Genomic DNA, 22336 nt, shown 5'->3' on the forward strand with positions numbered 1-22336 from the left:
AACCCGGAAGCTAAGCCTTACAGCGCCGATGGTACTGCAGGGGGGACCCTGTGGGAGAGTAGGACGCCGCCGAACAAACTTTGAGAAAACCCCCGCACCATTCGGTGCGGGGGTTTTCTGCGTTTAGGCTCGGTCCTATGCGCTACGACCTTGTGATCTTCGACAACGATGGCGTCCTCGTCGACAGTGAGCCCATCTCCAACCGGCTCCTCGCCGCCTATCTGACCGAGCTCGGGCATCCGACCTCGTACGAGGAGTCCCTGCGGGACTACATGGGCTCAGCCATGCACCGGGTCCATGACCTCGTCGAGGAGCGGACCGGTCGGAAGCTGCCGGCGGACTTCGACGACGTCTTCCACGCGCGGGTGTTCGCGGCGTTCGAGCGGGATCTGGAGCCGGTCGCGGGGGCCGTCGAGCTGCTGGAGAAGCTGGCTGCCGACGGGGTGCCGTACTGTGTCGCGTCCTCCGGGAGTCATGAGCGGATCCGGGTGGGGCATCGGAAGACCGGGCTGGACCGGTGGTTCGACGAGGAGCGCGTCTTCAGTTCGCAGGACGTGGGGCGGGGAAAGCCGGAGCCCGATCTGTTCCTGTACGCGGCCGCGCGGATGGGTGTCGCGCCGGAGCGGTGTGTGGTCGTCGAGGACAGTCCGCTCGGGGTGCAGGCGGCCAACGCGGCCGGGATGGACGTGTACGGGTTCACCGCCATGACGCCGGCCGAGCGGCTCACCGGGGCCACGCAACTCTTCGGAGACCTGGGCGAGTTGGCTGACCTGCTGGCATGACGCCGGTATGACGTCGGCACCGGGGCGGGGCTGACATTTGTCACGCCGAGGTGCGGACGATCGTTTCTACTGGCGACCGGGTGCCGGGCGGGAAGCTGAGGGCATGACGACGAACAAGGTGTCCCAGGGCCGGAGCAACACCCAGACTCCCAGCGCGCTCGACAACTTCCGTCCGCTGATCGTGGACGTCGCGGTTCCCCTCGGTTCGTACTACCTGTTCAAGGACGCCTTCGGGATGAGCACCTTCGCGGCGCTCGCCTGGAGCAGCGTCGTGCCGGCGGTGCGGACCGTCTGGAGCGTGGTGAAGGAGCGCAGGGCGAACGGGCTGGCGGGGCTGATCCTCGTCGTCAACGTGGTCTCCCTGCTGCTGAGCTTCGTCTCCGGCGACCCGCGGCTGATGCTCGCCAAGGACGGCGCGGTCAGCAGCACCGTCGGCATCGGCATCCTGGTGTCGGTGGCTCTGGGCCGGCCCATGATGACCGCCGGCATGAAGCCCTTCCTGGTGAAGGGCGACCAGGCGAAGGAGGCCGCCTGGGAGCGGCTGGTGTCGGGCCGGTCGGCCGCCTCCGCGGACTTCCTGCGCAGGGAGCGGCTGTTCTCCGTGGTGTGGGGTGTGGCGCTGCTCGCCGAGTGCGTGGCGCGGGTCGTGGGGGCGTACACCATCCCCGTGGACACGATGGTGTGGCTCGGTGGGGTCCTGATGGTGGGTGTCATGGCGCTGACCTTCGTCGTCAGCGGCGGGCTGGCCGCCGGGCCGATGGAGGCGATGGTGCGGGCCGAGGCGGAGGCTGAGGAGACGGGCGCCCGGGCCGAGGTCGCCGTCGCCGCCTGATCGAGAAGGTAAAGCTGAGGGAAATTCATCTTTGGCTTGATCTACCCACAGGTAGCCAGGGGCCCTACGCTCGCCGCCATGACAGATGTGCTGCGGCGCGGCAGGGCCTCTTTGGCGTTCAGCTTCCTCGCTCAGGGCGCCACCTTCGCCCTGCTGGTGACCCGTATCCCGGCCATTCAGGACCGGTACGGAGTGTCCGACGCGCTGCTGCCCGTCTTCCTGGCCGCCGTGCCCATCCTGGCCGGCGTCGGCAGCGTGACGACCGAGCAGCTGGTGAAGCGGATACGCCCGAGCCTGCTGCTGCGGTGTCTGCAGCCCGTGGTGCTGCTGGCGCTGCTCGGGGTCGGCGCGGGGGAGCACCTGGTCGAACTGGGCATCGCGCTGGCCGCGTTCGGGCTCGCCGTCGGTGGCCTCGACGCCTCGATGAACATGCTCGGGGTGAGTCTGCAGCGGGCGTACGGGCGCAGCATCATGCTCAGCTTCCACGCCGCGTTCAGCCTCGGCGGGATCGTCGGCGCCTCGCTGGCCTGGGTGGGCGCGCACTGGCATCTGGCGCTGTGGGTGTCGTATCTGCCGGTCGTCGCGGTGCTGCTGCCCGCCACGCTCGTGGGCAGCCGCTGGTACGTCGACGGGGGCTCCGCCACGGCGGTGGAGGAGCAGGAGCGGGAGCGGGTGCAGGGGCAGGGCATCGTCTTCAAGCTGCTGCTGCCGCTGTGCCTGGTGATGACCTTCGCGTACATCGGGGACTCGACCGTCTCCAACTGGAGCGCCAAGTACCTGAAGGACGTGCTCGGGAGCTCGGAGCAGCTGTCGACGGTGCCGTACAACGTCTACATGGTGACCACGCTGCTCGGGCGGTCGCTGGGGGACACCGGGGTGCGGCGGTTCGGGGCGGTGCCCGTGGTGCGCCTGGGCGCGGTCGTGGGGGCGCTGGGGTTCGCGGTGGTGGCCCTGGCGCCGGGGCCGTGGGTCGGGATGCTCGGGTTCACGCTGGTCGGGCTGGGGCTGTGCGTGCTGGTGCCGCAGACCTTCGCGGCGGCCGGGCGGCTGTTCCCGGACGCCTCCGACGCCGCCGTGGCGCGGCTGAACGTCTTCAACTACGTGGGCTTCCTGATCGGCTCGCCGCTGGTGGGTGCGCTGGGCGACGCGTGGAGCTATCGCTGGGCGATGGTCGTGCCGATGCTGTTGGTGCTGGTGACCCTGTTCTACGCCCGCTCGTTCGCTCCCCGATCGGACCGATACGGTGGCGGGCATGAGCGGCCGCGCACAGCTGATGTGGGACGAGGCAGTAACGGGCTATGACTTCGGCCGGGACCATCCGATGGACCCGGTCCGGCTCGCCCTGACCAGGCATCTCGTCGACGCCTTCGGGCTCGACAAGGAGGTCCAGGTGGTGGCGGCGAAGTCCGCCGGGGAGTCGACGCTGCGGCTCGTCCACCGGGAGGACTACATCGACGCCGTGAAGGCGGCCTCGGCCGATCCGGACGCGGCGGACGGGGCGTACGGGCTGGGCACGCTGGACGATCCCGCCTTCGCCGGCATGCACGAGGTGTCGTCGCTGATCGCCGGGCAGTCGGTCGGGGCGGCGGAGGCGGTATGGCGTGGGGAGGCGCTGCACGCGGTGAACTTCGCGGGCGGGCTGCACCATGCGATGCCGGGCGCCGCCTCGGGGTTCTGCATCTACAACGACGCCGCGCTGGCGATCGCGCGGCTGCTGGAGCTGGGGGCGGAGCGGGTCGCGTACGTCGACGTCGACGTGCATCACGGGGACGGGGTGCAGGCGGCGTTCTGGGACGACCCCCGGGTGCTGACGATCTCCCTGCACGAGCATCCGCGGACGCTGTTCCCGCAGACCGGGTGGCCGGAGGAGACGGGGGCCGACTCCGCCGAGGGGTCGGCCGTGAACGTCGCGCTGCCCGCCGGGACCGGGGACGCGGGCTGGCTGCGGGCCTTCCACGCCGTCGTACCGGAACTGATCGCCGATTTCCGGCCGCAGGTGCTGGTGTCGCAGCACGGGGCCGACACGCACTTCGAGGACCCGCTCGCGCACCTGGCCGTCTCGCTCGACGCGCAGCGGGCCGTGCAGGTCGCCTGTCACGAGCTCGCGCACGAGTACGCCGAGGGGCGCTGGGTCGCGCTCGGTGGCGGGGGATACGCGGTGGTCGAGGTGGTGCCGCGGTCGTGGACGCATCTCGTGGCGATCGCGGCGGGGCGGGAGGTCGCGCCCGAGACGGTGATTCCCGAGGGCTGGCGGCAGGAAGTGTTCGCCCGTACGCGGCAGTTGGCGCCGGCGCGGATGACGGACGGGCGGTGGCCGGTGTCGTACGCCGGATGGGACGAGGGGTACGACCCCGCGGACCGGCTCGACCAGGCGGTGCTGGCCACGCGGCGGGCGGCGTTCCCGCTGCGGGGGCTGCTGGCCTAGAGGTGGTGCCCGGGGGCGGACCTGGCGGCCCGCCCCCGGTGCCGGGTCAGCTGCAGTGGCCGGAGTCGCCGGCCGAGGCGGTGCCGATGGTGCCGCCCCAGGTGACGCAGTAGCCGCGGCCGTTGACGTAGACCGGGCCGGCGTAGCTCGTGTACTGGCCGGAGTCCTTGGCGGCCGGCTGGCTGCTGTCGATGGCCTTCAGCGTGACCTCCATGTGGATCTTCGCGCCCGTGGTGTTGCGGATGGTCACGGCGCAGTTCTTGCCCGTGGACTCGTTCCAGGTCAGGAAGATCTTGCCGGAGTTGCCGACCGGCGTGGAGTCGATGACCTTGTAGCCGGTGCCGCAGGCGCCGTTGTACGTGGCGGCGGCCGCTGCCGACCTGGTGACCGCGGCCGGCTTGGTGGCCGTCGACGCCTGGGTGGCCGCCGAGGCCGGGATGGTCGCGGCCAGCGTGCCGCCGAGCGCCAGGACGGCGAGTGCGGAGGCGGTCGTGGCGCGACGGGACAGCTTCTTCATGGTGTTCCCCCTGCTGCGGTGTGGTCCACGTTGTCCGTGTGGTCAACGTGCCGTGAACGGTTGGTCGTTGCCGTCCACGCAGAGTGAGACCGGGGAGCCCGTACGTTAGTTGTGCCACCTTCTGTCACCGTTCTGTCACCGGCGCCGGGCGCGGCATTGTGCGGCTTATTACGCCACCCGTGCGGTAATTCACCGGTTTCCGCCCTGGGCCCGCCCGCGGTCGGTCACCATCGCAGACGTGTTGAGCACCGGAGCCCTGCGCGCCCATCTCCTGGCGGCCCGTCTCGCCGGGCCCGTGGCCACCTCGCGGGAGGAGAGCCTGCGCAGCTATCGGCTCTTCGCGGCCCGCGATCCCCGCGTGCTGATCGGACTTGATCCCGAATGGACGTGGAGACAGCGGGATCTGATCGAGTTGATGTCGGACAAGTGCGGGGTTTCGGCCGATCCTCAGCATGTCTCCGGCCAAGATGTGATCGATCCGGAATGCACCCTGGCCGCGCTGGACGCCTTCGCGGCCCGCCTCGCCGCTGCGGCCCAGCGCAGCGCCCCTGTACTCCTCGGTACCGGTCATCCGCACCGCCTGCTCGGCTTCTACGCCGCCTTGGCGGACGCGCTGTCGGCGGCGGGATGTACCGTCCTCACCCCTGCGTATGGTCGCCGTGTCGACATAACGACCCGGTTCGGCCTACGCACGTACAACCTTGACTACGTACAAGGAGTCGCGTTGGTGCGGGAACCCGGGACGCCCCGCCCCGGTTGTGCGACCGGCGTGCACACGCACTCTCCGCTCCCGGTTCGTACCGCCCTGGCCGCGGCCGCCGAGGTCGGCGGGACCCTTCCCGAACTGGTCGTCGGGGACCACGGCTGGGTCTGCGGGGCAGGTCAGCTGGGGTTCGAGGCGATTGGGCTCGCCGATACGGACGACCCCGCGCTCTTCGTGGGGGAGGCCGAGGGGTCCGTGTCCGTCGTCGTTCCACTTGATGACGCTGTGCGGTCTGATTACTACCGGCCGCTTACCCGCTACGTACTCAATCGAGCGTGTCTGTCACAGTAGGCCGCCGATGGGTGCACCTCTTCCCCACTCGCATCACCCGCCCCTACATTGGGGAGTGAGCACGCAGCGACGAAGAGTCACCGGAAGGGGAAGCCGGTGGCCGTCGAGTGCGGAAGGTTCAGGTGTGTCATGGCTGCTGAGCAGAGGCCTCTGAGTGAGGTTCAGTTCCTTACCGTGGCGGAGGTCGCCTCGGTGATGCGAGTGTCGAAGATGACTGTGTACCGGCTGGTGCACAGCGGTCATCTGCCCGCGATCAGGGTGGGGCGGTCCTTCCGCGTCCCCGAGAACGCGGTTCACGAGTACCTTCGCGAGAGCTACGTGGGGGTGGAAACCGCCTGACGGACGTCCCGGGGAGATCCTCAGGGCACTACAGGGATCTCCCCCGGAAGCCTCGATTACGACCTCAGCGCTCGGGCGGGTAGGCTGGCCCCTCGTAGGTCGTATGGGCCCATGGCGCCCAACACCGAGTGATGAGAAGTGAGCGAGGGTAGTCGTGGGCTCTGTTATCAAGAAGCGGCGCAAGCGGATGGCGAAGAAGAAGCACCGCAAGCTGCTCAAGCGCACGCGCGTTCAGCGTCGCAACAAGAAGTAAGCGATGCGCTAGGAGCGTGTTCTGTGGCCCCCCACCGCAACCGGTGGGGGGCCACACGCGTTTGGGCTTCACAGAAGCCACCGGAAACACACGGGATCATGCGCTCGTCCCGTGCCTACGCACGGGTTTCACATGGCCTGGTCTGTTCGTACGTCTGTGGATGTCGTCACTTCGTGCATTGGGTGGTCATCACAGCGCAACATCGACCCGCTAAGTTGGCCGCAAGCGGGGAACGCGACAGGCTACGGGTACCGGATGGGCTGGAAGGAAGGCGCAGATCTTGGGCAAGGTCGTGCTTGTGACCGGAGTGGCCCGCCGGCTGGGGGGCCGGTTCGTACGGCGCGTCCAGCGTGACCCGGGGGTCGACCGGGTCATCGCCGTGGACGCCGTGCAGCCGGAGCATCATCTGGGCGGCGCGGACTTCATCCAGGCCGACATCCGGCAGCCCACCATAGGGCGGGTGCTCGCCGAGACGGGCGCCGACACCGTCGTGCACATGGACGTGAGCGCCACCGGACTGGGCAGCGGCAGCCGGGCGGCGATCAAGGAGACCAACGTCATCGGCACGATGCAGCTGCTCGGTGCGTGCCAGAAGTCGCCGACGGTCAAACGGCTCGTGGTGAAGTCCAGTACGAACGTCTACGGCTCCGCGTCCCGCGACCCCGCGGTGTTCACCGAGACCACCCCGGCCAAGTCGCTGCCCAGCGGCGGCTTCGCGAAGGACACCGTCGAGGTCGAGGGGTACGTACGCGGCTTCGCGCGACGCCGGCCCGACGTGGCCGTGTGCGTGCTGCGCTTCGCCAACATCCTCGGCCCCACCGCGGACACGCCGCTCGCCTCCTACTTCTCGCTGCCGGTCCTGCCGACCGTGTTCGGCTACGACCCGCGGCTGCAGTTCGTGCACGAGGACGACGTGATGGAGGTGCTGCGGATCGCCTCGCAGGAGCCGGCGCGGGGCACCCTGAACAGCGGCACCTTCAACATCGCCGGCGACGGGGTTCTGCTGCTCTCCCAGTGCTCCAGGCGGCTCGGCCGCCCCACGGTGCCGCTGCTGCTGCCCGCGGTCACCTGGGCCGGTTCGCTGGTGCGTACGCTGGGGATGACGGACTTCTCGCCCGAGCAGATCCGACTGCTGACCCACGGCCGGGTCGTGGCGACGGACCAGATGCGGGAGACGCTCGGATTCAGGCCGAAGTACACGACGGCGGAGACCTTCGCCGACTTCGCGCACAGTCATGGACCCGGGCTCCTGCCGCCGGAGGCCCTTGCCGGGGCCGTCGACCGGATCGCCGCGCTGCCCGTCCTGGGCGGCGGCCACCCCCCGACGCAGAGCGCCAACTGAGGAGCGCATCAACGATGGCGGATGCCAAGGTCATTCCGTTCGACGACGACCGGTCCCGCGGGAGTGCCGTTCAGCGGCCGTCGCGGCGCCGGGGCGTGGGGAGCCGACGCAAGACCACGGAACCCGCGCTGGTCGGTGAGGTCCAGCCACTGCCCAGCAGGGCGTCTGCGCAGGATGATGTTCCCGTGACGCACGAGGAGGAGCCGCTCGAGAAGCCGCAGCAGGACGGCGGCTGGGAGCGGCGCGTCGCGAGCGGTCTGTCCTTCCTGCGCCGCCGCCTCACCGGCGACTACGAGGTCGACGACTTCGGCTACGACGAGGAGTTGACCGACCAGGTCCTGATGTCCCTGCTGCGGCCGGTGTACGAGAAGTACTTCCGGGTCGAGGTGAAGGGTGTCGAGAACATCCCGGCCGACGGCGGCGCGCTGATCGTCGCCAACCACTCCGGGACCCTCCCGCTGGACGGCCTGATGATGCAGGTCGCCGTGCACGACCATCATCCGGCGGGCCGCCATCTGCGGCTGCTCGCCGCCGATCTGGTCTTCGTGCTGCCGGTGGTCAACGAGCTGGCCCGCAAGCTGGGCCACACCCTGGCCTGCGCGGAGGACGCCGAGCGGCTGCTGGGCCAGGGCGAGCTGGTGGGGGTGATGCCCGAGGGCTTCAAGGGCATCGGCAAGCCCTTCAGTGAGCGCTACAAGCTGCAGCGGTTCGGCCGGGGCGGCTTCGTCTCCACGGCTCTGCGCCACGGCACCCCGATCATCCCGTGCTCGATCGTGGGCGCGGAGGAGATCTTCCCGATGATCGGCAACGCGAAGACCCTGGCGCGGCTGCTGGGCTTCCCGTACTTCCCGCTGACGCCGACCTTCCCGTGGCTCGGTCCGCTCGGTGCGGTGCCGCTGCCGACGAAGTGGACCATCCAGTTCGGCGAGCCGATCCTGACGGACGGCTATCCGCCGGAGGCCGCCGAGGACCCGATGCTGATGTTCAACCTGACCGACCAGGTCAGGGAGCAGATCCAGCACACCCTCTACAAGCTGCTGGTGCAGCGGCGGTCGGTGTTCTTCTGATTCCGGTACGTGTGTGGGGGCGCCCTTCTCAGGAAGGGCGCCCCCACACACGCAGGTCTCCTACTGGCCGGTGTTCTCGCCGTCGATGCCGAGGCCGGGGAGCAGGCCCGGGAGGAGCGGCGGGATCGTCACGTCCGGCTCGCTGCTCGGGGACTTGCTCGCGGACGGGGAGGCGCTGCCGCTGTCCTTCGGCGGGTCGAGCAGGCCGCCGGTGTTGCCGCCGAGCAGTCCGTCGCCGGAAGAGCCGGCCGACTGGCTGGGGCTGCCGGGACGGCTGTGCTCGGAGGAACTCCGGCCGGCGCTGGGCGACGCCGACTTCCGGCCGGAGCCGGAGGTGCCAGCGGACGCCTTGCCCGAGCCGTGGTGCTTGCCGGAGCCGCCGCCCTGGGCCGGGGACGGGGGCAGCAGGGACTGCAGCGGGGCGACCTCTTCGTCTATGGCGTTGAACACCGACGACACCTGCTCACTGACGTCCCCGAGCTGCAGCGGGAGCCGCTCGCGCAGGGCGCCCCAGACGTCGCGGTGCGAGCGCGAGAAGGTGGACAGGGCCTGGATGGGGCCGAGCGAGTTGGGGTCGCGCTCGTACGCCTCGTGCAGCAGCCGGTGGCCCTCCGACGCGTCGTGCGTGACGCCGGCCAGGGTGCGGCGGATCTCGCCGAGGGACTCGTGGTCGATCGGGGTGTTGCCGCGGCCGCGCTCCATCAGCCGACGCGCCTCGCTCAGCCGGGTGGAGGCCTGGTCGAGATAGGCCACACCGCGCTGGTCGTCGCCCTCGGACATGTAGTTGAGCTTGAAGTCCTCGATGCCGCGCTTGAGCCCGTAGAGCGAGTCGCCGGGCAGGGCGTCCTGGCTGGCCGCGGCGACTCCGCCGAAGGCACCCGCCGCGACGCCGACGCTCAGTCCGCCCGCGGCCAGGCCCTTGGTCAGCCGTGACCGCGGCCGCAGCTTGCCGAGTGGGCTCGCGCGGTGGGCGCCGCGGGAGCGCTGCACGGGAACGGCCGGTCCGGCCGCCTCGCCGCCGGCGTCCTCCTGCATCATGGCCTCGAACGCGGCCACCAGCTGGGCCCGCTGGACGACCTTGACCTCGGGATCCAGCTTCGGCCCTGGCACCTCGCCGAGACACTCCGCGAGGGCCAACAGGCGGCCCTGCTCGGTCTGTTCCGCGGCAGCCGGGCCCGAAGGCGGTGCCTCGGACGGCTCGGCCGCCGCGCCCCGGTCCGGCTGCTCCTCCAGGGCCTGGGCGAAGGCGTTCGCCCGCCGGTGTGCCGATACGTTCGCGATCACTGGCGGCACCTCCTCTCATCATGACGGTCGACTCCCCAGGGGGTCCTGAGGGTTGCACCCACTGACCAGATCCACACGATCGAGTGATCGGAGGCGGCCAGGGAGTGACCACAGGGAGCCTGCATCCCGCACAACGAGCGTCGCGGCACTTGGGTTACGGACGACGGATGATCGGAGCGAGAAGTCAACCCACTATCACTGACTGCTAGTTGAGTGTCACCGAGTGTCAGCGGGCGTCGTCCGGGAGGAGCCGGGCCAGCGTGCGCACCGCGCGGTACTGGAGCGTCTTGATGGCGCCCTCGTTCTTGCCCATCACCCGGGCGGTCTCGGCGACGGACAGGCCCTGGAGGAAGCGGAGTGTCACGCACTCCTGCTGCTGGGGATTGAGGCGGCGCACGGCCTCGAGCAGGGCGGCGTTGGAGAGGGACTCCAGGACGGAGTCCTCGGGGGAGCGCTCCACCTCGTTGGCGTCGAGCATCTCGCCGGTCGTCACCTCGAGCCGGAAGCGGCTCGACTTGAAGTGGTCCGCGACGAGGTTGCGGGCGATGGTCACCAGCCAGGCGCCGAAGTCGCGGCCCTGCCAGGTGAAGGTGCCGATGCGGCGCAGGGCGCGCAGGAACGTCTCGCTGGTGAGGTCCTCGGCGGTGGCCTTCCCGCCCACCCGGTAATAGATGTACCGGTAGACGGTGTCGCTGTACTGGTCGTAGAGCCGGCCGAAGGCGTCGGCCTCGCCGGCCTGGGCGCGTTCGACCAGGTCCATCATCCGGGCGCTGTCGCTGTCCGCGGCCGGTCGGCGGGTGGTGGTGCCGCCGGCCACCCGGCCGCGTCTGCCGACGGCGGCGCTGCCGTCGGCGAGCGCGTAGCACGGGCCGACGGGGGTGGAGGCAACGGCGAGGGCGGGGACGGCGTACGCGGTGGGGACGAAGCCGCGCAACAGGTCGAGGACCGTTGCGCGCAGCGTAGCCAGGCCCGAGGCGTCAACCCCGACGTGTGGGTACACGGGACTCCCAGAGGCAGAGCTTCCATCACGTGCAGTGCGGGACCGTTCACCCGTCGTAGCGACGGAGTGGTACCGGTTTGCGTCTGAGGAGAATAACGCTTCGTACAGGCGCTGCTACACCCAGTTGCTCAAATCACCGATTCCGTCGCTTCCGTAACCGATTGGCGCCCGTTCAAGTACCTCTGCGTGACCGGTTGTTGATCGAATCGGTTCGGATTACGAGTCGGAACAGGGCGTGTTGTGGCGGTGTGCAGCCAACTGGACTGCACAAACGCGGAACGGGCCGGGAAACATGTCCCGGCCCGTCGTGTCGCGTGGCGTCAACGGCGTCAGCGCCGCCGCTTGTGGAGGGCGATCGCCGCCGCGGTGCCTCCGGCGACCGCGCCCACGCCAGCTGCCGCCGGGATGCCGACCTTGGCCGCCTTGCGGCCCGTGCGGTAGTCGCGCAGCCGCCAGTCGAGGGTGCGGGCGTGCTTGCGGAGCTTGGTGTCGGGGTTGATGGCGTAGGGGTGGCCGACCAGCGAGAGCATCGGGATGTCGTTGTGGGAGTCGCTGTAGGCGGCGCAGCGGGACAGGTCCAGGGCCTCCGCGGCGGCCAGGGCGCGTACGGCCTCGGCCTTGGCCGGGCCGTGCAGCGGCTCGCCGACCAGCTTGCCGGTGTAGACGCCGTCCACGGACTCGGCGACCGTGCCCAGGGCGCCGGTCAGGCCCAGGCGGCGGGCGATCACGGTCGCGATCTCCACCGGCGCGGCGGTGACCAGCCATACCCGCTGGCCCGCGTCCAGGTGGGCCTGGGCCAGGGCGCGGGTGCCCGGCCAGATCCGCTCGGCCATGTACTCGTCGTAGATCTCCTCGCCGATCGACTGGAGTTCGGCGACGCGGTGGCCCTTGACGATCGACAGCGCCGAGTCGCGGGCCTCCTGCATGTGCTCGGGGTCCTCGACGCCGGCGAGCCTGAACCAGGCCTGCTGCCAGGCGAACTTGGCGAGGTCGCGGGTCTCGAAGAACTTCCGCTTGTACAGGCCCCGGCCGAAGTGGAAGAGGGCGGCGCCCTGCATCACGGTGTTGTCGAGGTCGAAGAACGCGGCAGCCTTGTCGTCTCCGAGTACGGGGAACTCCTGTTCCTCCGGGGGGACGTCCTGCGAGGACTTGCGGGCTGCCTCCGCAGAAGCCTCGCCTGCCAACACGCTCCGCGCCGTGGCGGAACGCCTACGGGGAGTGAGCCATCCGAGAGCGGCCATGCCCGTGAGCATAGCCAGTTTGTTCGGTGCCTCCATACGCGCGAGGTTTGTAGCCTGTGAACTCTCCGCGACCGTGTCGTTAAAGAACTCATGCCGTCCCGGGGTTCCTTGGCGTTTTCCCGGGTGTCCCGGCGACGGCCCCGCGCGCGAGAATGGCTGACATGAGTCCCCTCTTCCGCCGCAAGGCTCCGCAGGACCGCGTCGTCACCCTCATCCGCAAGCCCGGGTGTCATCTGTGTGATGACGCACAGTCCGTGGTGGAGAAGGTGTGCGGCGAGGTGGGGGCGTCGTGGGAGAGCAAGGACATCTCGCACGACCCGCACCTCCATGACCAGTACTGGGAGCAGATCCCCGTGGTCCTGGTCGACGGCAGGCAGCACACCTTCTGGCGCGTGGACGAGCAGCGGCTGCGCAAGGCACTGACCGACTAGTCCAAACCCGCCGGCAGGTCGCTTAGGATCGATGGCGTCTGGTCTCGGGGGCGGGGATCGTTGAGGAGAGTGTGCGGTTTTGCCCCCAGAAGAAAAGGAACGGTGGTGCGTGTGCGCCAGTTCCTCATCAGTGCGCCGGGGGCGCGTGACCCCGGTCACGTTGGCCGGGCAAATCGGACACCATCTTTGTGCACGCGTTCACAAAGACATAGCCTGCTGTCGACGGGGCGGTCTGGGTACATGTGACCGCCCACAGCCCCGCTCTACCCGCAGGAGCACCGTGGCAACTGGCCGAACTCACCGACCGGCGACCCGCAGCCGAGGGATTCCCGAGGCCACCGTCGCCAGGCTTCCGCTGTACCTCCGCGCTCTGACCGCACTGTCGGAGCGCTCGGTCCCCACGGTCTCCTCCGAGGAGCTCGCGGCCGCGGCGGGGGTCAACTCCGCGAAGCTGCGCAAGGACTTCTCCTACCTGGGCTCCTACGGCACCCGCGGTGTGGGCTACGACGTCGAGTATCTCGTCTACCAGATCTCGCGCGAGCTCGGGCTCACCCAGGACTGGCCGGTTGTGATCGTCGGTATCGGTAACCTCGGCGCCGCCCTCGCCAACTACGGCGGGTTCGCCTCCCGTGGGTTCCGGGTGGCCGCCCTGATAGACGCGGACCCGGCGATGGCCGGCAAGCCCGTCGCGGGCATCCCCGTGCAGCACACGGACGACCTGGAAAAGATCATCGAGGACAACGGGGTGAGCATCGGCGTCATCGCCACCCCCGCCGGCGCCGCCCAGCAGGTCTGCGACCGGCTCGTGGCCGCCGGGGTCACCTCCATCCTGAACTTCGCGCCGACCGTGCTGACCGTCCCGGACGGGGTGGACGTGCGCAAGGTCGACCTCTCCATCGAGCTGCAGATCCTCGCCTTCCACGAGCAGCGCAAGGCCGGGGAGGAGGCCGCCGGGACCGACGGCGCCGCACCGGTCGCCGCCGCGCGCAAGAACCCGGCGGACAAGGGCCCGGACGGGGACGTACCCGCCGTGATGCCGGCATGAGTCTCCTCGTCGTCGGTCTGAGTCACCGCAGCGCCCCGGTCAGTGTCCTGGAGCGCGCCGCGCTGAATCCGGACGCCCAGATCAAGCTGCTGCAGGACACGGTCGCCGCGGAGCCCGCCGCCGAGGCCGCGGTCCTCGCGACCTGCAACCGCATCGAGCTCTACGCCGACGTGGACAAGTTCCACGCCGGTGTCGCCGAGCTGTCCACGCTGCTCGCCCAGCACAGCGGGGTCGGCCTCGAGGAGCTCACGCCCTACCTCTACGTCCACTACGAGGACCGCGCCGTCCACCACCTGTTCTCGGTGGCCTGCGGCCTCGACTCCATGGTCGTGGGCGAGGGGCAGATCCTCGGGCAGATCAAGGACTCGCTGGCCAAGGCGCAGGACCTGCACACCGCGGGCCGGCTGCTGAACGACCTGTTCCAGCAGGCGCTGCGGGTCGGCAAGCGCGCCCACTCCGAGACCGGCATCGACCGCGCCGGGCAGTCCCTGGTCACCTTCGGCCTGGAGCAGCTGGCCGCCGGGGGCGAGGTCGAGGACTGGGCCCGCGGCAAGAAGGCGGTGGTCGTCGGCGCCGGCTCGATGTCCTCGCTGGCCGCCGCCACCCTCGCGCGGGCCGGCGTCGCCGAGATCGTCGTCGCCAACCGCACCGCGGAGCGCGCCGAGCGCCTGGCGCAGATACTGGCCGAGGCCGACGGAACGGACGTGACCGCCCGCGCGGTACCGATGGAATCGGTGCCGGTCGAGCTGACACGTGCCGACGTGGTCGTCTCCTGCACCGGCGCGACGAGCCTCGTCCTGCCGGCCGACGCGGTCGCGGCGGCGGTCGAGGGCCGTACGGGCACTCCCGCAGCCGTCCCGCAGAGCACGGTCCCGGCCGCGGACGGCGGCGTACGTCCGCTGCCGCCCACCTCCGTCGGCGCCGACGAGAACTGCCCGCTCGACCTGTCCGCCGCGCAGTCCGGCTTCTCCGTGATGGGGGAGGCCGCCGTCGCCGGGATGGACGCGGCGACGCTCGAGCAGCACGCGGCCTGGGTGGACAACGGCACCGTCGACCGCCGCGAGGCCGCGCGCCGCACGCCCGAGGCCGACGCCGAGCTGATCACCGCGCTCGCCGCCACCGCCGCGACCGTCGGCCGCATCCCCGAGCGCCGCAGGCCCGAGCCGACCGCCGAGGCCCCGCGGCCCGCGCCCGTGCTCTTCCTGCTCGACCTCGCGATGCCGCGCGACATCGACGCGGCCGTGCACCGGCTGGCCGGCGTCCGGCTCGTCGACATCGAGTCGCTGGCCGAGGCCTCGGCGGACGCGCCGATGGCCGCCGACGTCGACCAGGTCCGCCGGATCGTCTCCGACGAGGTCGCCGCCTTCGGGGCCGCGCTCAGGGCCGCGCACATCACGCCCACCGTCGTCGCGCTGCGGACGATGGCCGCCGATGTGGTCGCGGGCGAGATCGCGCGCCTGGAGGGGCGGCTGCCCGGGCTCGACGACAAGCACCGCAGCGAGATCACGCAGACCGTCAAGCGCGTCGTGGACAAGCTGCTCCACGCGCCGACGGTGCGGGTCAAGCAGCTCGCGGCCGAACCGGGCGGAGCAGGGTACGCGGATGCCCTGCGGACCCTTTTCGGCCTCGACCAGGAGGCGGTGGCCGCGGTCTCCCGCGCCGACGACGACTCAGAGAACAGCAAGAACCGAGGGCCGGCATGAACAGCAAGGCATTGAGACTGGGAACGAGGCGGAGCAAACTCGCCATGTCCCAGTCCCGGCAGGTGGCGGACGCCGTGGGCCGGGTGACAGGACGGCCCGTCGAGCTCGTCGAGATCACCACCTACGGCGACACCTCCCGCGAGCAGCTCGCACAGATCGGCGGCACGGGCGTGTTCGTCACGGCGCTGCGTGACGCGCTGCTGCGGGGCGAGGTCGACTTCGCGGTTCATTCGCTCAAGGACCTGCCCACCGCGCAGCCCGAGGACCTGGCGCTGGCCGCCGTCCCGCTGCGTGAGGACCCGCGCGACGTGATCGTCGCCCGGGACGCGCTGAAGTTCACCGACCTGCCGCGCGGTGCGCGCATCGGCACGGGCTCGCCGCGCCGCATGGCGCAGCTGAACGCGTACGCGCGCAGCCATGGGCTGGACATGGAGACGGTCCCGATACGGGGCAACGTCGACACCCGGATCCGGTACGTGCGGGAAGGCGGGCTGGACGCGGTCGTCCTGGCCGCCGCCGGCCTCAACCGGATCGGCCGGAGCGACGAGGTGACCGACTTCCTGTCGGTCGACACGGTTCTGCCCGCCCCCGGCCAGGGGGCACTGGCGATCGAGTGTGCCGCGGACCACGCGGACCTGATCGCCGCGCTCGGAGAGCTCGACGACCCGCTCACCCGGGTCGCCGTGACCGCCGAGAGGTCACTGCTCGCCGCCCTGGAGGCCGGTTGCAGCGCCCCCGTGGGCGCGCTGGCCGACATCGTGGGCGACGGGCAGATTGTCAAGGAAATGCGCCTGCGCGGGATAGTCGGCACGACCGACGGCTCGCGCACGGTGCAGCTGTCCACCACCGGTCCCGTGCCCGAGACGTACGACCAAGCAATGGCGCTCGGCCGTGAACTCGCGGCCGAGATGCTTGCCCAGGGCGCGGCCGGTCTGATGGGGGAGCGAGCACATTGAGCCCCACCACCCTTCCCACCGGCCTCGAACACGGGCACGTCACCTTCCTGGGTGCCGGACCCGGGGATCCGGGACTGCTGACTCTGCGCGCCGTGGAGGCGCTGGCGAACGCGGACGTTCTCGTCGCCGAGCACGACGTGCTCGACGTGGTGCGCAAGCACGCCAGGCAAGGCGCCGCCGAGGTGCACACGGACGGGGGTCCTTCCTCGGACTCCCACCCGGGCACGGGCACACCTCAGCTGGCGGTTGTTGACGGCTCGTCAACAACCGCTGGGGTCCCCGCGGTACGGGATGCGGCACATCTTGTCATGGAGGCCGCGCGGGGCGGCAAGCGGGTCGTCCGAGCGGTGTCCGGGGACCCTGGCCTGGACACTTACGCCGCCGAGGAGATGCTCGCCTGCGCCGCCGCGGGCGTGCCCTTCGAGGTCGTCCCCGGTGTCGCGGCCGCGGTCGGCGTACCCGCGTACGCCGGTGTCCCGCTGCGCGACGCCGAGGGTGCGGACGTGCGGTTCGTGGACGCCCGTACCGCCTCGGACCGGTGCTGGACGGAGGTGGGCGCCTCCGACGGGACCGTGGTCGTGTCGACGACGCTCGACTCGGTCGGCGCGGCCGCCGGAGAACTGGTGTCGGCGGGCCGCAAGCCCGATACGCCGATGACGGTGACTGTGGCCGGTACGACCACGCGCCAGCGGACCTGGACGGCCACTCTCGGGACGATCGCGCAGACCCTGAAGCAGGCCAAGGTGCTGCCCTCCCCGGAGGGCGGCCGGCCGGTGATAGCCGTGGTCGGTGAGCGTTCCGCCGCCGCCCAGCGCGACCAGTTGTCCTGGTTCGAGTCCAAGCCGCTGTTCGGCTGGAAGGTGCTCGTGCCGCGGACGAAGGAGCAGGCGGCGTCGCTCTCCGACCAGCTGCGGTCGTACGGGGCCGTGCCGCACGAGGTGCCGACCATCGCCGTCGAGCCGCCGCGCACGCCCCAGCAGATGGAGCGGGCCGTGAAGGGGCTCGTCACCGGGCGGTACGAGTGGATCGCCTTCACCTCGGTCAACGCCGTCAAGGCGGTGCGCGAGAAGTTCGAGGAGTACGGGCTCGACGCCCGTGCCTTCGCCGGCATAAAGGTTGCTGCGGTCGGGGAGCAGACCGCCAAGGCGCTCGTCGCGTTCGGCGTGAAGCCCGACCTGGTGCCGAGCGGGGAGCAGTCGGCCGCGGGCCTGCTGGAGGACTGGCCGCCGTACGACCCCGTCTTCGACCCGATCGACCGGGTCTTCCTGCCGCGTGCCGACATCGCCACCGAGACGCTGGTGGCCGGGCTCATCGAGCTGGGCTGGGAGGTCGACGACGTCACGGCCTACCGGACCGTGCGGGCCTCGCCGCCGCCGGCGGAGACGCGCGAGGCGATCAAGGGCGGCGGGTTCGACGCCGTGCTGTTCACCTCGTCGTCCACCGTGCGGAACCTGGTGGGTATCGCGGGCAAGCCGCACAACGTGACGGTGATCGCGTGCATCGGCCCGGCGACGGCGAAGACCGCCGAGGAGCACGGGCTGCGGGTCGACGTGATGGCCCCCGAGCCGTCGGTGCACAAGCTGGCCGAGGCGCTGGCCGACTTCGGCCTCAAGCGGCGCGCCGCCGCCCTGGAGTCCGGCGACCCGGTGACCCGCCCGAGCGAGCGCCGTCCGGGCGCCCGGAGGCGTCGCTCCACGACCTGAGCGAACGAGCGGTGAGGTGACGGGACGTGCCCCGAGGGCGCGTCCCGTCGCCGTGCTCGGGCGGCGTCCGCCGACGGGCCGGGCGCCGACGAGGCGTCGGCAAAGGTGCCCCTGGGGCGGGCGTAGCGTAGACGGTATGACGAAGTACGGATCCTTTCCCGGTACGCGTCCCCGGCGGCTGCGGACCTCGCCCGTCATGCGGCGGATGGTCGCCGAGACGCGACTGCACCCCGCCGATTTCATCCTGCCGGCCTTCATCCGTGAGGGCGTCAGCGAGCCCGTGCCGATCTCGGCGATGCCCGGGGTCGTGCAGCACACCCGCGACAGCCTGAAGAAGGCGGCCGCCGAGGCGGTGGCGGCGGGGATCTCCGGGATCATGCTGTTCGGGGTGCCCGAGGACGGGAAGAAGGACGCCGTCGGGACGCCCGGCACCGACCCGGACGGCATCCTCCAGGTCGCCATCCGCGATGTGCGTGCCGAGGTCGGCGACGACCTGCTGGTCATGTCCGACCTGTGTCTCGACGAGACCACCGACCACGGGCACTGCGGTGTGCTCGACGCCGAGGGGCGGGTCGACAACGACGCCACCCTGGAGCGGTACGCCGAAATGGCCCAGGTGCAGGCCGACGCGGGCGCCCATGTCGTGGGCCCCAGCGGGATGATGGACGGGCAGATCGGCGTCGTGCGGGACGCGCTCGACCAGATCGGGAAGGACGACGTCGCGATCCTCGCCTACACCGCGAAGTACGCCTCCGCCTTCTACGGTCCCTTCCGCGAGGCCGTCGCCTCGTCGCTGCAGGGCGACCGCAAGACGTACCAGCAGGACCCCGCGAACGCGCGCGAGTCGCTGCGGGAGCTGGCGCTCGACCTGGAGGAGGGCGCCGACATGGTGATGGTCAAGCCGGCCGGGCCCTACCTCGACATCCTGGCGCGGGTCGCCGACTCCGTGGACGTGCCGGTCGCGGCCTACCAGATCTCCGGCGAGTACTCGATGGTCGAGGCCGCCGCCGAGAAGGGCTGGATCGACCGGGACCGGGCGATCATGGAGACGCTGACCGGTATCAGGCGGGCCGGCGCGCAGAACATCCTCACGTACTGGGCCGTCGAGGCCGCCCAGAAGCTGCGCTGAGCGCGCGGCGGATCCGCTCAGGGAGTCGAGGGCGAAGGGGCCGCGGCGGGGGCCGACCGCGCGGCCGGAGTGGTGAGGGACGACGGTCCCTCGTCGCGCAGACCCTCGCCGTCCCGGCACGCCGTCAGCGCGAGCGCGGCGAGTGCGGCCGTCGCGGCGAGGAGCACGCGGGCCCTGGTGCGGGTGGGGGGTGCGGACATGGCTCGGCCCTCTCGATGGTGAACTCGGGGTCGGGACACCAGCCTGCTCGGTGATCCGCCCGGCCCGCCAGCCTCCCCGGAGGATTCGGGACGCCGAGGTCCCGAGATCGCCGCTGACCTGCGGGGACGGCGTGTCCCGGGACACCGGTCCGGGACGCCGCGCGGCGGGATCACGGGACGGGCACCATCAAGTTCCGCCGGGAGTTAGGTTGTTGGCGACTGCTCGTTGCCTGTTGAATGACCCGCCGACTCTCCAGGGAGACGCCCATGTCCGGTGACGCCCTCAGCCAGGATCCCGCCGAGCTGAGAAGGAGGATCGACACCACCAAGGCACACCCGGCCCGCGTCTACGACGTCTTCCTCGGCGGCAAGGACAACTACCCGGTCGACCGGGCGGCGGCCGCCGCCGCACTCGCCGCCAACCCGCGCGGCTACCTCGACGTACGGCACAACCGCGACTTCCTGCGCCGGGCGGTGAACACGCTCGTCCAGGAGGACGGCATACGGCAGTTCCTCGATGTCGGCACCGGCCTGCCCACCGCGGAGAACGTCCACCAGATCGCCCAGCGGACCATCCCCGACGCACGCGTCGTGTACGTCGACAACGACCCCGTCGTGCTGGCCCACGCGCGGGCGCTGCTCACCAGCGGCCCCGAGGGGCGCACCGACTACATCGACGCCGACTTCAAGAGCCCGGCGCAGATCCTCGAACAGGCCGCGAAGACACTCGACTTCGACCAGCCGATCGCGCTCTGCCTGGTGGCGATCCTGCACTTCGTGGAGGACGAGGAGGCGTACCCGATCGTGCGCGAGCTCGTCGACGCGCTGCCGGCCGGCAGCCGGCTGGTGCTCAGCCACCTCACCGAGGACCTCAACCCCGAGAACATCCGCGCGGTCCAGCGGACGTACACCGAGCGGGGGTTCACCTTCGTGCTGCGCACCCGGGCGGAGGTCGAGCGCTTCTTCTCCGAGAGCTCCCTGGAGATGGTGGATCCGGGTGTCGTCCCCGTCCACCGCTGGCGCGCGGACAACGCCGCGCCCGTCCCGGACCAGCCCGAGGCGTCGTACCTGGCGGGGCTCGACGACATCGAGAAGGTGCGGTACGCCGACATCAACGACGTCACGGACGCCGACATCAACGTCTATGCGGGAGTCGGCAACAAGGCCTGAGCGGAGCGATCGGGAAAGGCCGCGATCAGAACCGTAACGCGGGCGATCATGGAGCGTTATCGAGAGCGGTAGAAAACACGCATTCCGCTCACGGAGGTCTTCCATGCTCGCCACGCTCGTCCCTGGTCTTCTCGCCGCCGTTGCCGCGCTGCTGCACGGGGTGCTCGGCATTCTCTGAACGGGGCGTCGCGCGTCCTACGGTGGCGGCATGTCCGACACAGTGGAGTTCGACCTTGACGCGTACCTCCGGCGGATCGGCTGGGAGGGGGAGCGGCGGCCCGGCGCGGCCACGCTGCGGGGCGTCCATCTGGCGCACATGCGGGGCATCCCGTTCGAGAACCTGGACGCCCTGCGCCGCACCGCCCCCTCCCTCGACCCCGCCGACCTCATGGCCAAGCTCGTGCACAGCCGGCGCGGAGGCTACTGCTACGAGCACAACACCCTGTTCGCCGAGGCCCTGGAGGCCCTGGGCTTCGGTGTGACCCGGCTGACCGCGCGGGTCGCCGTCGGCGCCGACCGCATCGAGAGCCGCCCGCGCACCCACATGGCCCTGCTGGCCGAGGCGCCGGGCGACCCGCAGCCGTATCTCGCCGACGTCGGGTTCGGGGCGATCGGCGCGCTCCTTGAGCCGGTGCCGCTGCGGACCGGCGCCGAGTTCCAGGACGCGGGGCGGCGCCACCGCCTCGTCCACGTCCCGCACCGCGGACCGCTGGACCTGTGGCTGCTCCAGGCCTACGACCGGGGCAAGGGCGACTGGGCCGACCAGTACGCCTTCACCCTCGAACCCTTCGAGAAGCCCGACTACGACGTCATCAACTGGCACATCGCCACGAACCCGCGCTCGCCCTTCACCCAGCGGCTGTACGTCCAGCGCGTCGGCGCCGAGCGGCATCTCGCGCTGCACGGCGGCCTGTTGACCGAGACGGCGGCCGACGGGGCCGTACACGAGCGGGAGTTGACGCAAGAGACCGAGGTACGGCGGGTCCTGATCGAGGAGTTCGGGATCGTCGCGCCGGACGGGATCGCCCTGCTGAGCTGAGGGGGCCGTCCGCTCAGTCCCACCAGAAGTGCCAGGCGGTCCGGCCGAGGAGCCGGCGTTCGGCGTACGCGGCGAGCGTCGGGTCGGCGCCCTGGCCGACGGTGTCCGGGCAGAACGCGTAGTGCTCGGCGGCCAGGGCCTGCGCCTCGGCCAGGGTGGTGGGCGGCGCGGCGACCGACACCAGGAGGGTGTCGAAGCCGAACGCCACCACGCGTATGCCGAAGCGGTCCTCCCAGGAGCGCAGGACCGCGGACAGGCGCGCGGTGTCGTTCTCGTGGTTCGCCGGGCCCATCCAGCCGATCGCGGCGGGGATGTCGGCGCTGCGGCGGGCCGGGACGAGGGCGAGACGCGGGTCCTTGAGCGGACCGCCGGCGGCGGCGCCGTCGAGAAGGGACTCCACGACGTCGGCGGCGACGGCCTCGGGCTCCGCGCCGGCGCCCTGCGGCGCCTCCGCCAGGCCGGGCCACTCCTCGTCGGTGTGCGCGTCCCAGAACTCCTCCAGGACCTCCTCCGCGTCGTGGTCCCCGGGATACGACATCCTCGCGGGCTCCAGCTCCCAGAGTCCCGGGCCACCGGGACGTGAACCTGCCTCGACGACGACGGGGAGCAGTCCGACCCGGGGCGCCTTCCGCCGCAGCGCGGTCCATTCGCCGGGGGCGGCCTGGCCGTCCGCCAGCCACAGCAGGCCGTCCACCAGTGCGCCGGGCGGGAGGTGCAGCCCGAGCTCCGCGAGGCGCGGCAGCGGGTTGGGAAGCGTGGCCATGTCACCGCCCGCCGTCGAGGAAGGCGGGCCGGGCGCCGGGGCTCGTCCGAAGTGTGGTGCT

23 protein-coding genes and 1 rRNA gene are annotated in these 22336 nt (G+C 71.0%); 18 read left to right on the top strand and 6 right to left on the bottom strand.

The window, feature by feature from the left end; translation table 11 throughout:
- The 5 genes from rrf to ACFU97_RS38855 form a co-directional block, all read left to right on the top strand.
- Positions 1-75, top strand: a 5S ribosomal RNA gene (rrf, locus tag ACFU97_RS38835); the annotation flags it as partial.
- 62 nt (positions 76-137) lie between these two features.
- The gene (locus ACFU97_RS38840; RefSeq protein WP_384266043.1) at positions 138-782 is read left to right on the top strand and encodes an HAD family hydrolase; all 645 of its coding nucleotides are present in this window, start codon (positions 138-140) and stop codon (positions 780-782) included.
- A 103-nt stretch (positions 783-885) separates the two neighbouring features.
- The gene (locus tag ACFU97_RS38845) at positions 886-1614 is read left to right on the top strand and encodes a VC0807 family protein (RefSeq protein WP_384266046.1); all 729 of its coding nucleotides are present in this window, start codon (positions 886-888) and stop codon (positions 1612-1614) included.
- Positions 1615-1692: 78 nt separating this feature from the next.
- The gene (locus ACFU97_RS38850) at positions 1693-2916 is read left to right on the top strand and encodes an MFS transporter (RefSeq protein ID WP_384266049.1); all 1224 of its coding nucleotides are present in this window, start codon (positions 1693-1695) and stop codon (positions 2914-2916) included.
- Complete coding sequence (locus tag ACFU97_RS38855) at positions 2867-4039, top strand: acetoin utilization protein AcuC (RefSeq protein WP_384266052.1); 1173 nt, start codon at positions 2867-2869, stop codon at positions 4037-4039. The genes ACFU97_RS38850 and ACFU97_RS38855 overlap by 50 nt, the downstream gene beginning before the upstream one ends.
- A 46-nt stretch (positions 4040-4085) precedes the next feature.
- On the opposite strand, the gene ACFU97_RS38860 is transcribed toward ACFU97_RS38855, so the two are convergent.
- Positions 4086-4556, bottom strand: coding sequence for a spore-associated protein A (locus tag ACFU97_RS38860; RefSeq protein ID WP_384266054.1), 471 nt, complete (start codon positions 4554-4556; stop codon positions 4086-4088).
- A gap of 238 nt (positions 4557-4794) precedes the next feature.
- Here ACFU97_RS38860 and ACFU97_RS38865 point away from each other — a divergent pair, with 238 nt between their 5' ends.
- The 5 genes from ACFU97_RS38865 (at position 4795) to ACFU97_RS38885 (ending at position 8611) form a co-directional block, all read left to right on the top strand.
- Complete coding sequence (locus tag ACFU97_RS38865; protein ID WP_384266057.1) at positions 4795-5610, top strand: phosphatase; 816 nt, start codon at positions 4795-4797, stop codon at positions 5608-5610.
- Between the two features lie 129 nt (positions 5611-5739).
- Positions 5740-5949 carry a helix-turn-helix domain-containing protein gene (locus ACFU97_RS38870; protein ID WP_016437488.1) on the top strand — a complete coding sequence of 70 codons (210 nt, stop codon included), beginning with the start codon at positions 5740-5742 and terminating at the stop codon, positions 5947-5949.
- 154 nt (positions 5950-6103) lie between these two features.
- Positions 6104-6202, top strand: a complete 99-nt coding sequence (locus tag ACFU97_RS38875) for a 30S ribosomal protein bS22 (protein ID WP_003948845.1) — start codon at positions 6104-6106, stop codon at positions 6200-6202.
- Positions 6203-6482: 280 nt separating this feature from the next.
- Positions 6483-7544 carry an NAD-dependent epimerase/dehydratase family protein gene (locus ACFU97_RS38880; protein ID WP_384266059.1) on the top strand — a complete coding sequence of 354 codons (1062 nt, stop codon included), beginning with the start codon at positions 6483-6485 and terminating at the stop codon, positions 7542-7544.
- Positions 7545-7558: 14 nt separating this feature from the next.
- Positions 7559-8611, top strand: a complete 1053-nt coding sequence (locus tag ACFU97_RS38885; RefSeq protein WP_384266061.1) for a lysophospholipid acyltransferase family protein — start codon at positions 7559-7561, stop codon at positions 8609-8611.
- Positions 8612-8671: 60 nt separating this feature from the next.
- Here ACFU97_RS38885 and ACFU97_RS38890 read toward each other — a convergent pair whose 3' ends face one another.
- The 3 genes from ACFU97_RS38890 to ACFU97_RS38900 all read right to left on the bottom strand — a co-directional run bounded on the left by ACFU97_RS38890 (position 8672) and on the right by ACFU97_RS38900 (position 12136).
- On the bottom strand, positions 8672-9895 hold the full coding sequence (locus ACFU97_RS38890) for a DUF5667 domain-containing protein (RefSeq protein ID WP_384266063.1): 1224 nt from the start codon (positions 9893-9895) through the stop codon (positions 8672-8674).
- A 226-nt stretch (positions 9896-10121) separates the two neighbouring features.
- Positions 10122-10895 carry an ECF subfamily RNA polymerase sigma factor, BldN family gene (locus ACFU97_RS38895; RefSeq protein WP_384266066.1) on the bottom strand — a complete coding sequence of 258 codons (774 nt, stop codon included), beginning with the start codon at positions 10893-10895 and terminating at the stop codon, positions 10122-10124.
- Between the two features lie 329 nt (positions 10896-11224).
- Positions 11225-12136 (bottom strand): HAD family hydrolase, encoded by a 912-nt coding sequence (locus tag ACFU97_RS38900; RefSeq protein ID WP_384266068.1) that lies wholly within the window; start codon positions 12134-12136, stop codon positions 11225-11227.
- Positions 12137-12288: 152 nt separating this feature from the next.
- Here ACFU97_RS38900 and ACFU97_RS38905 point away from each other — a divergent pair, with 152 nt between their 5' ends.
- The 6 genes from ACFU97_RS38905 (at position 12289) to hemB (ending at position 19103) form a co-directional block, all read left to right on the top strand.
- A complete protein-coding gene (locus tag ACFU97_RS38905) occupies positions 12289-12567 on the top strand; it encodes a glutaredoxin family protein (RefSeq protein WP_384266071.1) in 279 nt (92 codons plus the stop codon).
- A gap of 280 nt (positions 12568-12847) precedes the next feature.
- Positions 12848-13612: a redox-sensing transcriptional repressor Rex gene (locus ACFU97_RS38910; protein WP_384266073.1), complete on the top strand. Its 765-nt coding sequence runs from the start codon at positions 12848-12850 to the stop codon at positions 13610-13612.
- Positions 13609-15315, top strand: a complete 1707-nt coding sequence (locus tag ACFU97_RS38915) for a glutamyl-tRNA reductase (RefSeq protein ID WP_384266075.1) — start codon at positions 13609-13611, stop codon at positions 15313-15315. The genes ACFU97_RS38910 and ACFU97_RS38915 overlap by 4 nt, the downstream gene beginning before the upstream one ends.
- Positions 15312-16271 carry a hydroxymethylbilane synthase gene (hemC, locus tag ACFU97_RS38920; RefSeq protein WP_384266078.1) on the top strand — a complete coding sequence of 320 codons (960 nt, stop codon included), beginning with the start codon at positions 15312-15314 and terminating at the stop codon, positions 16269-16271. Before ACFU97_RS38915 ends, hemC begins: the two co-directional genes overlap by 4 nt.
- On the top strand, positions 16268-17974 hold the full coding sequence (locus ACFU97_RS38925; protein ID WP_384266080.1) for a uroporphyrinogen-III synthase: 1707 nt from the start codon (positions 16268-16270) through the stop codon (positions 17972-17974). Before hemC ends, ACFU97_RS38925 begins: the two co-directional genes overlap by 4 nt.
- A 136-nt stretch (positions 17975-18110) precedes the next feature.
- Positions 18111-19103 carry a porphobilinogen synthase gene (gene hemB / locus ACFU97_RS38930; RefSeq protein ID WP_384266082.1) on the top strand — a complete coding sequence of 331 codons (993 nt, stop codon included), beginning with the start codon at positions 18111-18113 and terminating at the stop codon, positions 19101-19103.
- 17 nt (positions 19104-19120) lie between these two features.
- Here hemB and ACFU97_RS38935 read toward each other — a convergent pair whose 3' ends face one another.
- Entirely contained in the window at positions 19121-19303 is a 183-nt protein-coding gene (locus ACFU97_RS38935) for a hypothetical protein (protein ID WP_384266085.1), read from the bottom strand.
- A 267-nt stretch (positions 19304-19570) separates the two neighbouring features.
- On the opposite strand from ACFU97_RS38935, the gene ACFU97_RS38940 reads away from it, so the two are divergent.
- Together ACFU97_RS38940 and ACFU97_RS38945 are read left to right on the top strand one after the other, a co-directional pair.
- Entirely contained in the window at positions 19571-20473 is a 903-nt protein-coding gene (locus ACFU97_RS38940) for an SAM-dependent methyltransferase (protein WP_384266088.1), read from the top strand.
- Positions 20474-20681: 208 nt separating this feature from the next.
- Entirely contained in the window at positions 20682-21512 is an 831-nt protein-coding gene (locus tag ACFU97_RS38945) for an arylamine N-acetyltransferase (protein ID WP_384266090.1), read from the top strand.
- Positions 21513-21525: 13 nt separating this feature from the next.
- On the opposite strand, the gene ACFU97_RS38950 is transcribed toward ACFU97_RS38945, so the two are convergent.
- Positions 21526-22275 carry a DUF4253 domain-containing protein gene (locus ACFU97_RS38950; protein WP_384266091.1) on the bottom strand — a complete coding sequence of 250 codons (750 nt, stop codon included), beginning with the start codon at positions 22273-22275 and terminating at the stop codon, positions 21526-21528.
- Between the last annotated feature and the right edge of the window lie 61 nt (positions 22276-22336).

The sequence above is a fragment of the Streptomyces sp. NPDC057616 genome (assembly GCF_042800575.1).
GTDB lineage: Bacteria > Actinomycetota > Actinomycetes > Streptomycetales > Streptomycetaceae > Streptomyces.

Coding starts and splice junctions, on each gene's coding strand:
- ACFU97_RS38840 (WP_384266043.1), top strand. CDS start 138: ATGCGCTACGACCTTGTGATCTTCGACAACGATGGCGTCCTCGTCGAC.
- ACFU97_RS38845 (WP_384266046.1), top strand. CDS start 886: ATGACGACGAACAAGGTGTCCCAGGGCCGGAGCAACACCCAGACTCCC.
- ACFU97_RS38850 (WP_384266049.1), top strand. CDS start 1,693: ATGACAGATGTGCTGCGGCGCGGCAGGGCCTCTTTGGCGTTCAGCTTC.
- ACFU97_RS38855 (WP_384266052.1), top strand. CDS start 2,867: ATGAGCGGCCGCGCACAGCTGATGTGGGACGAGGCAGTAACGGGCTAT.
- ACFU97_RS38860 (WP_384266054.1), bottom strand. CDS start 4,556: ATGAAGAAGCTGTCCCGTCGCGCCACGACCGCCTCCGCACTCGCCGTC.
- ACFU97_RS38870 (WP_016437488.1), top strand. CDS start 5,740: ATGGCTGCTGAGCAGAGGCCTCTGAGTGAGGTTCAGTTCCTTACCGTG.
- ACFU97_RS38885 (WP_384266061.1), top strand. CDS start 7,559: ATGGCGGATGCCAAGGTCATTCCGTTCGACGACGACCGGTCCCGCGGG.
- ACFU97_RS38900 (WP_384266068.1), bottom strand. CDS start 12,136: ATGGCCGCTCTCGGATGGCTCACTCCCCGTAGGCGTTCCGCCACGGCG.
- ACFU97_RS38905 (WP_384266071.1), top strand. CDS start 12,289: ATGGCTGACATGAGTCCCCTCTTCCGCCGCAAGGCTCCGCAGGACCGC.
- ACFU97_RS38915 (WP_384266075.1), top strand. CDS start 13,609: ATGAGTCTCCTCGTCGTCGGTCTGAGTCACCGCAGCGCCCCGGTCAGT.
- hemC (WP_384266078.1), top strand. CDS start 15,312: ATGAACAGCAAGGCATTGAGACTGGGAACGAGGCGGAGCAAACTCGCC.
- hemB (WP_384266082.1), top strand. CDS start 18,111: ATGACGAAGTACGGATCCTTTCCCGGTACGCGTCCCCGGCGGCTGCGG.
- ACFU97_RS38935 (WP_384266085.1), bottom strand. CDS start 19,303: ATGTCCGCACCCCCCACCCGCACCAGGGCCCGCGTGCTCCTCGCCGCG.
- ACFU97_RS38940 (WP_384266088.1), top strand. CDS start 19,571: ATGTCCGGTGACGCCCTCAGCCAGGATCCCGCCGAGCTGAGAAGGAGG.
- ACFU97_RS38945 (WP_384266090.1), top strand. CDS start 20,682: ATGTCCGACACAGTGGAGTTCGACCTTGACGCGTACCTCCGGCGGATC.
- ACFU97_RS38950 (WP_384266091.1), bottom strand. CDS start 22,275: ATGGCCACGCTTCCCAACCCGCTGCCGCGCCTCGCGGAGCTCGGGCTG.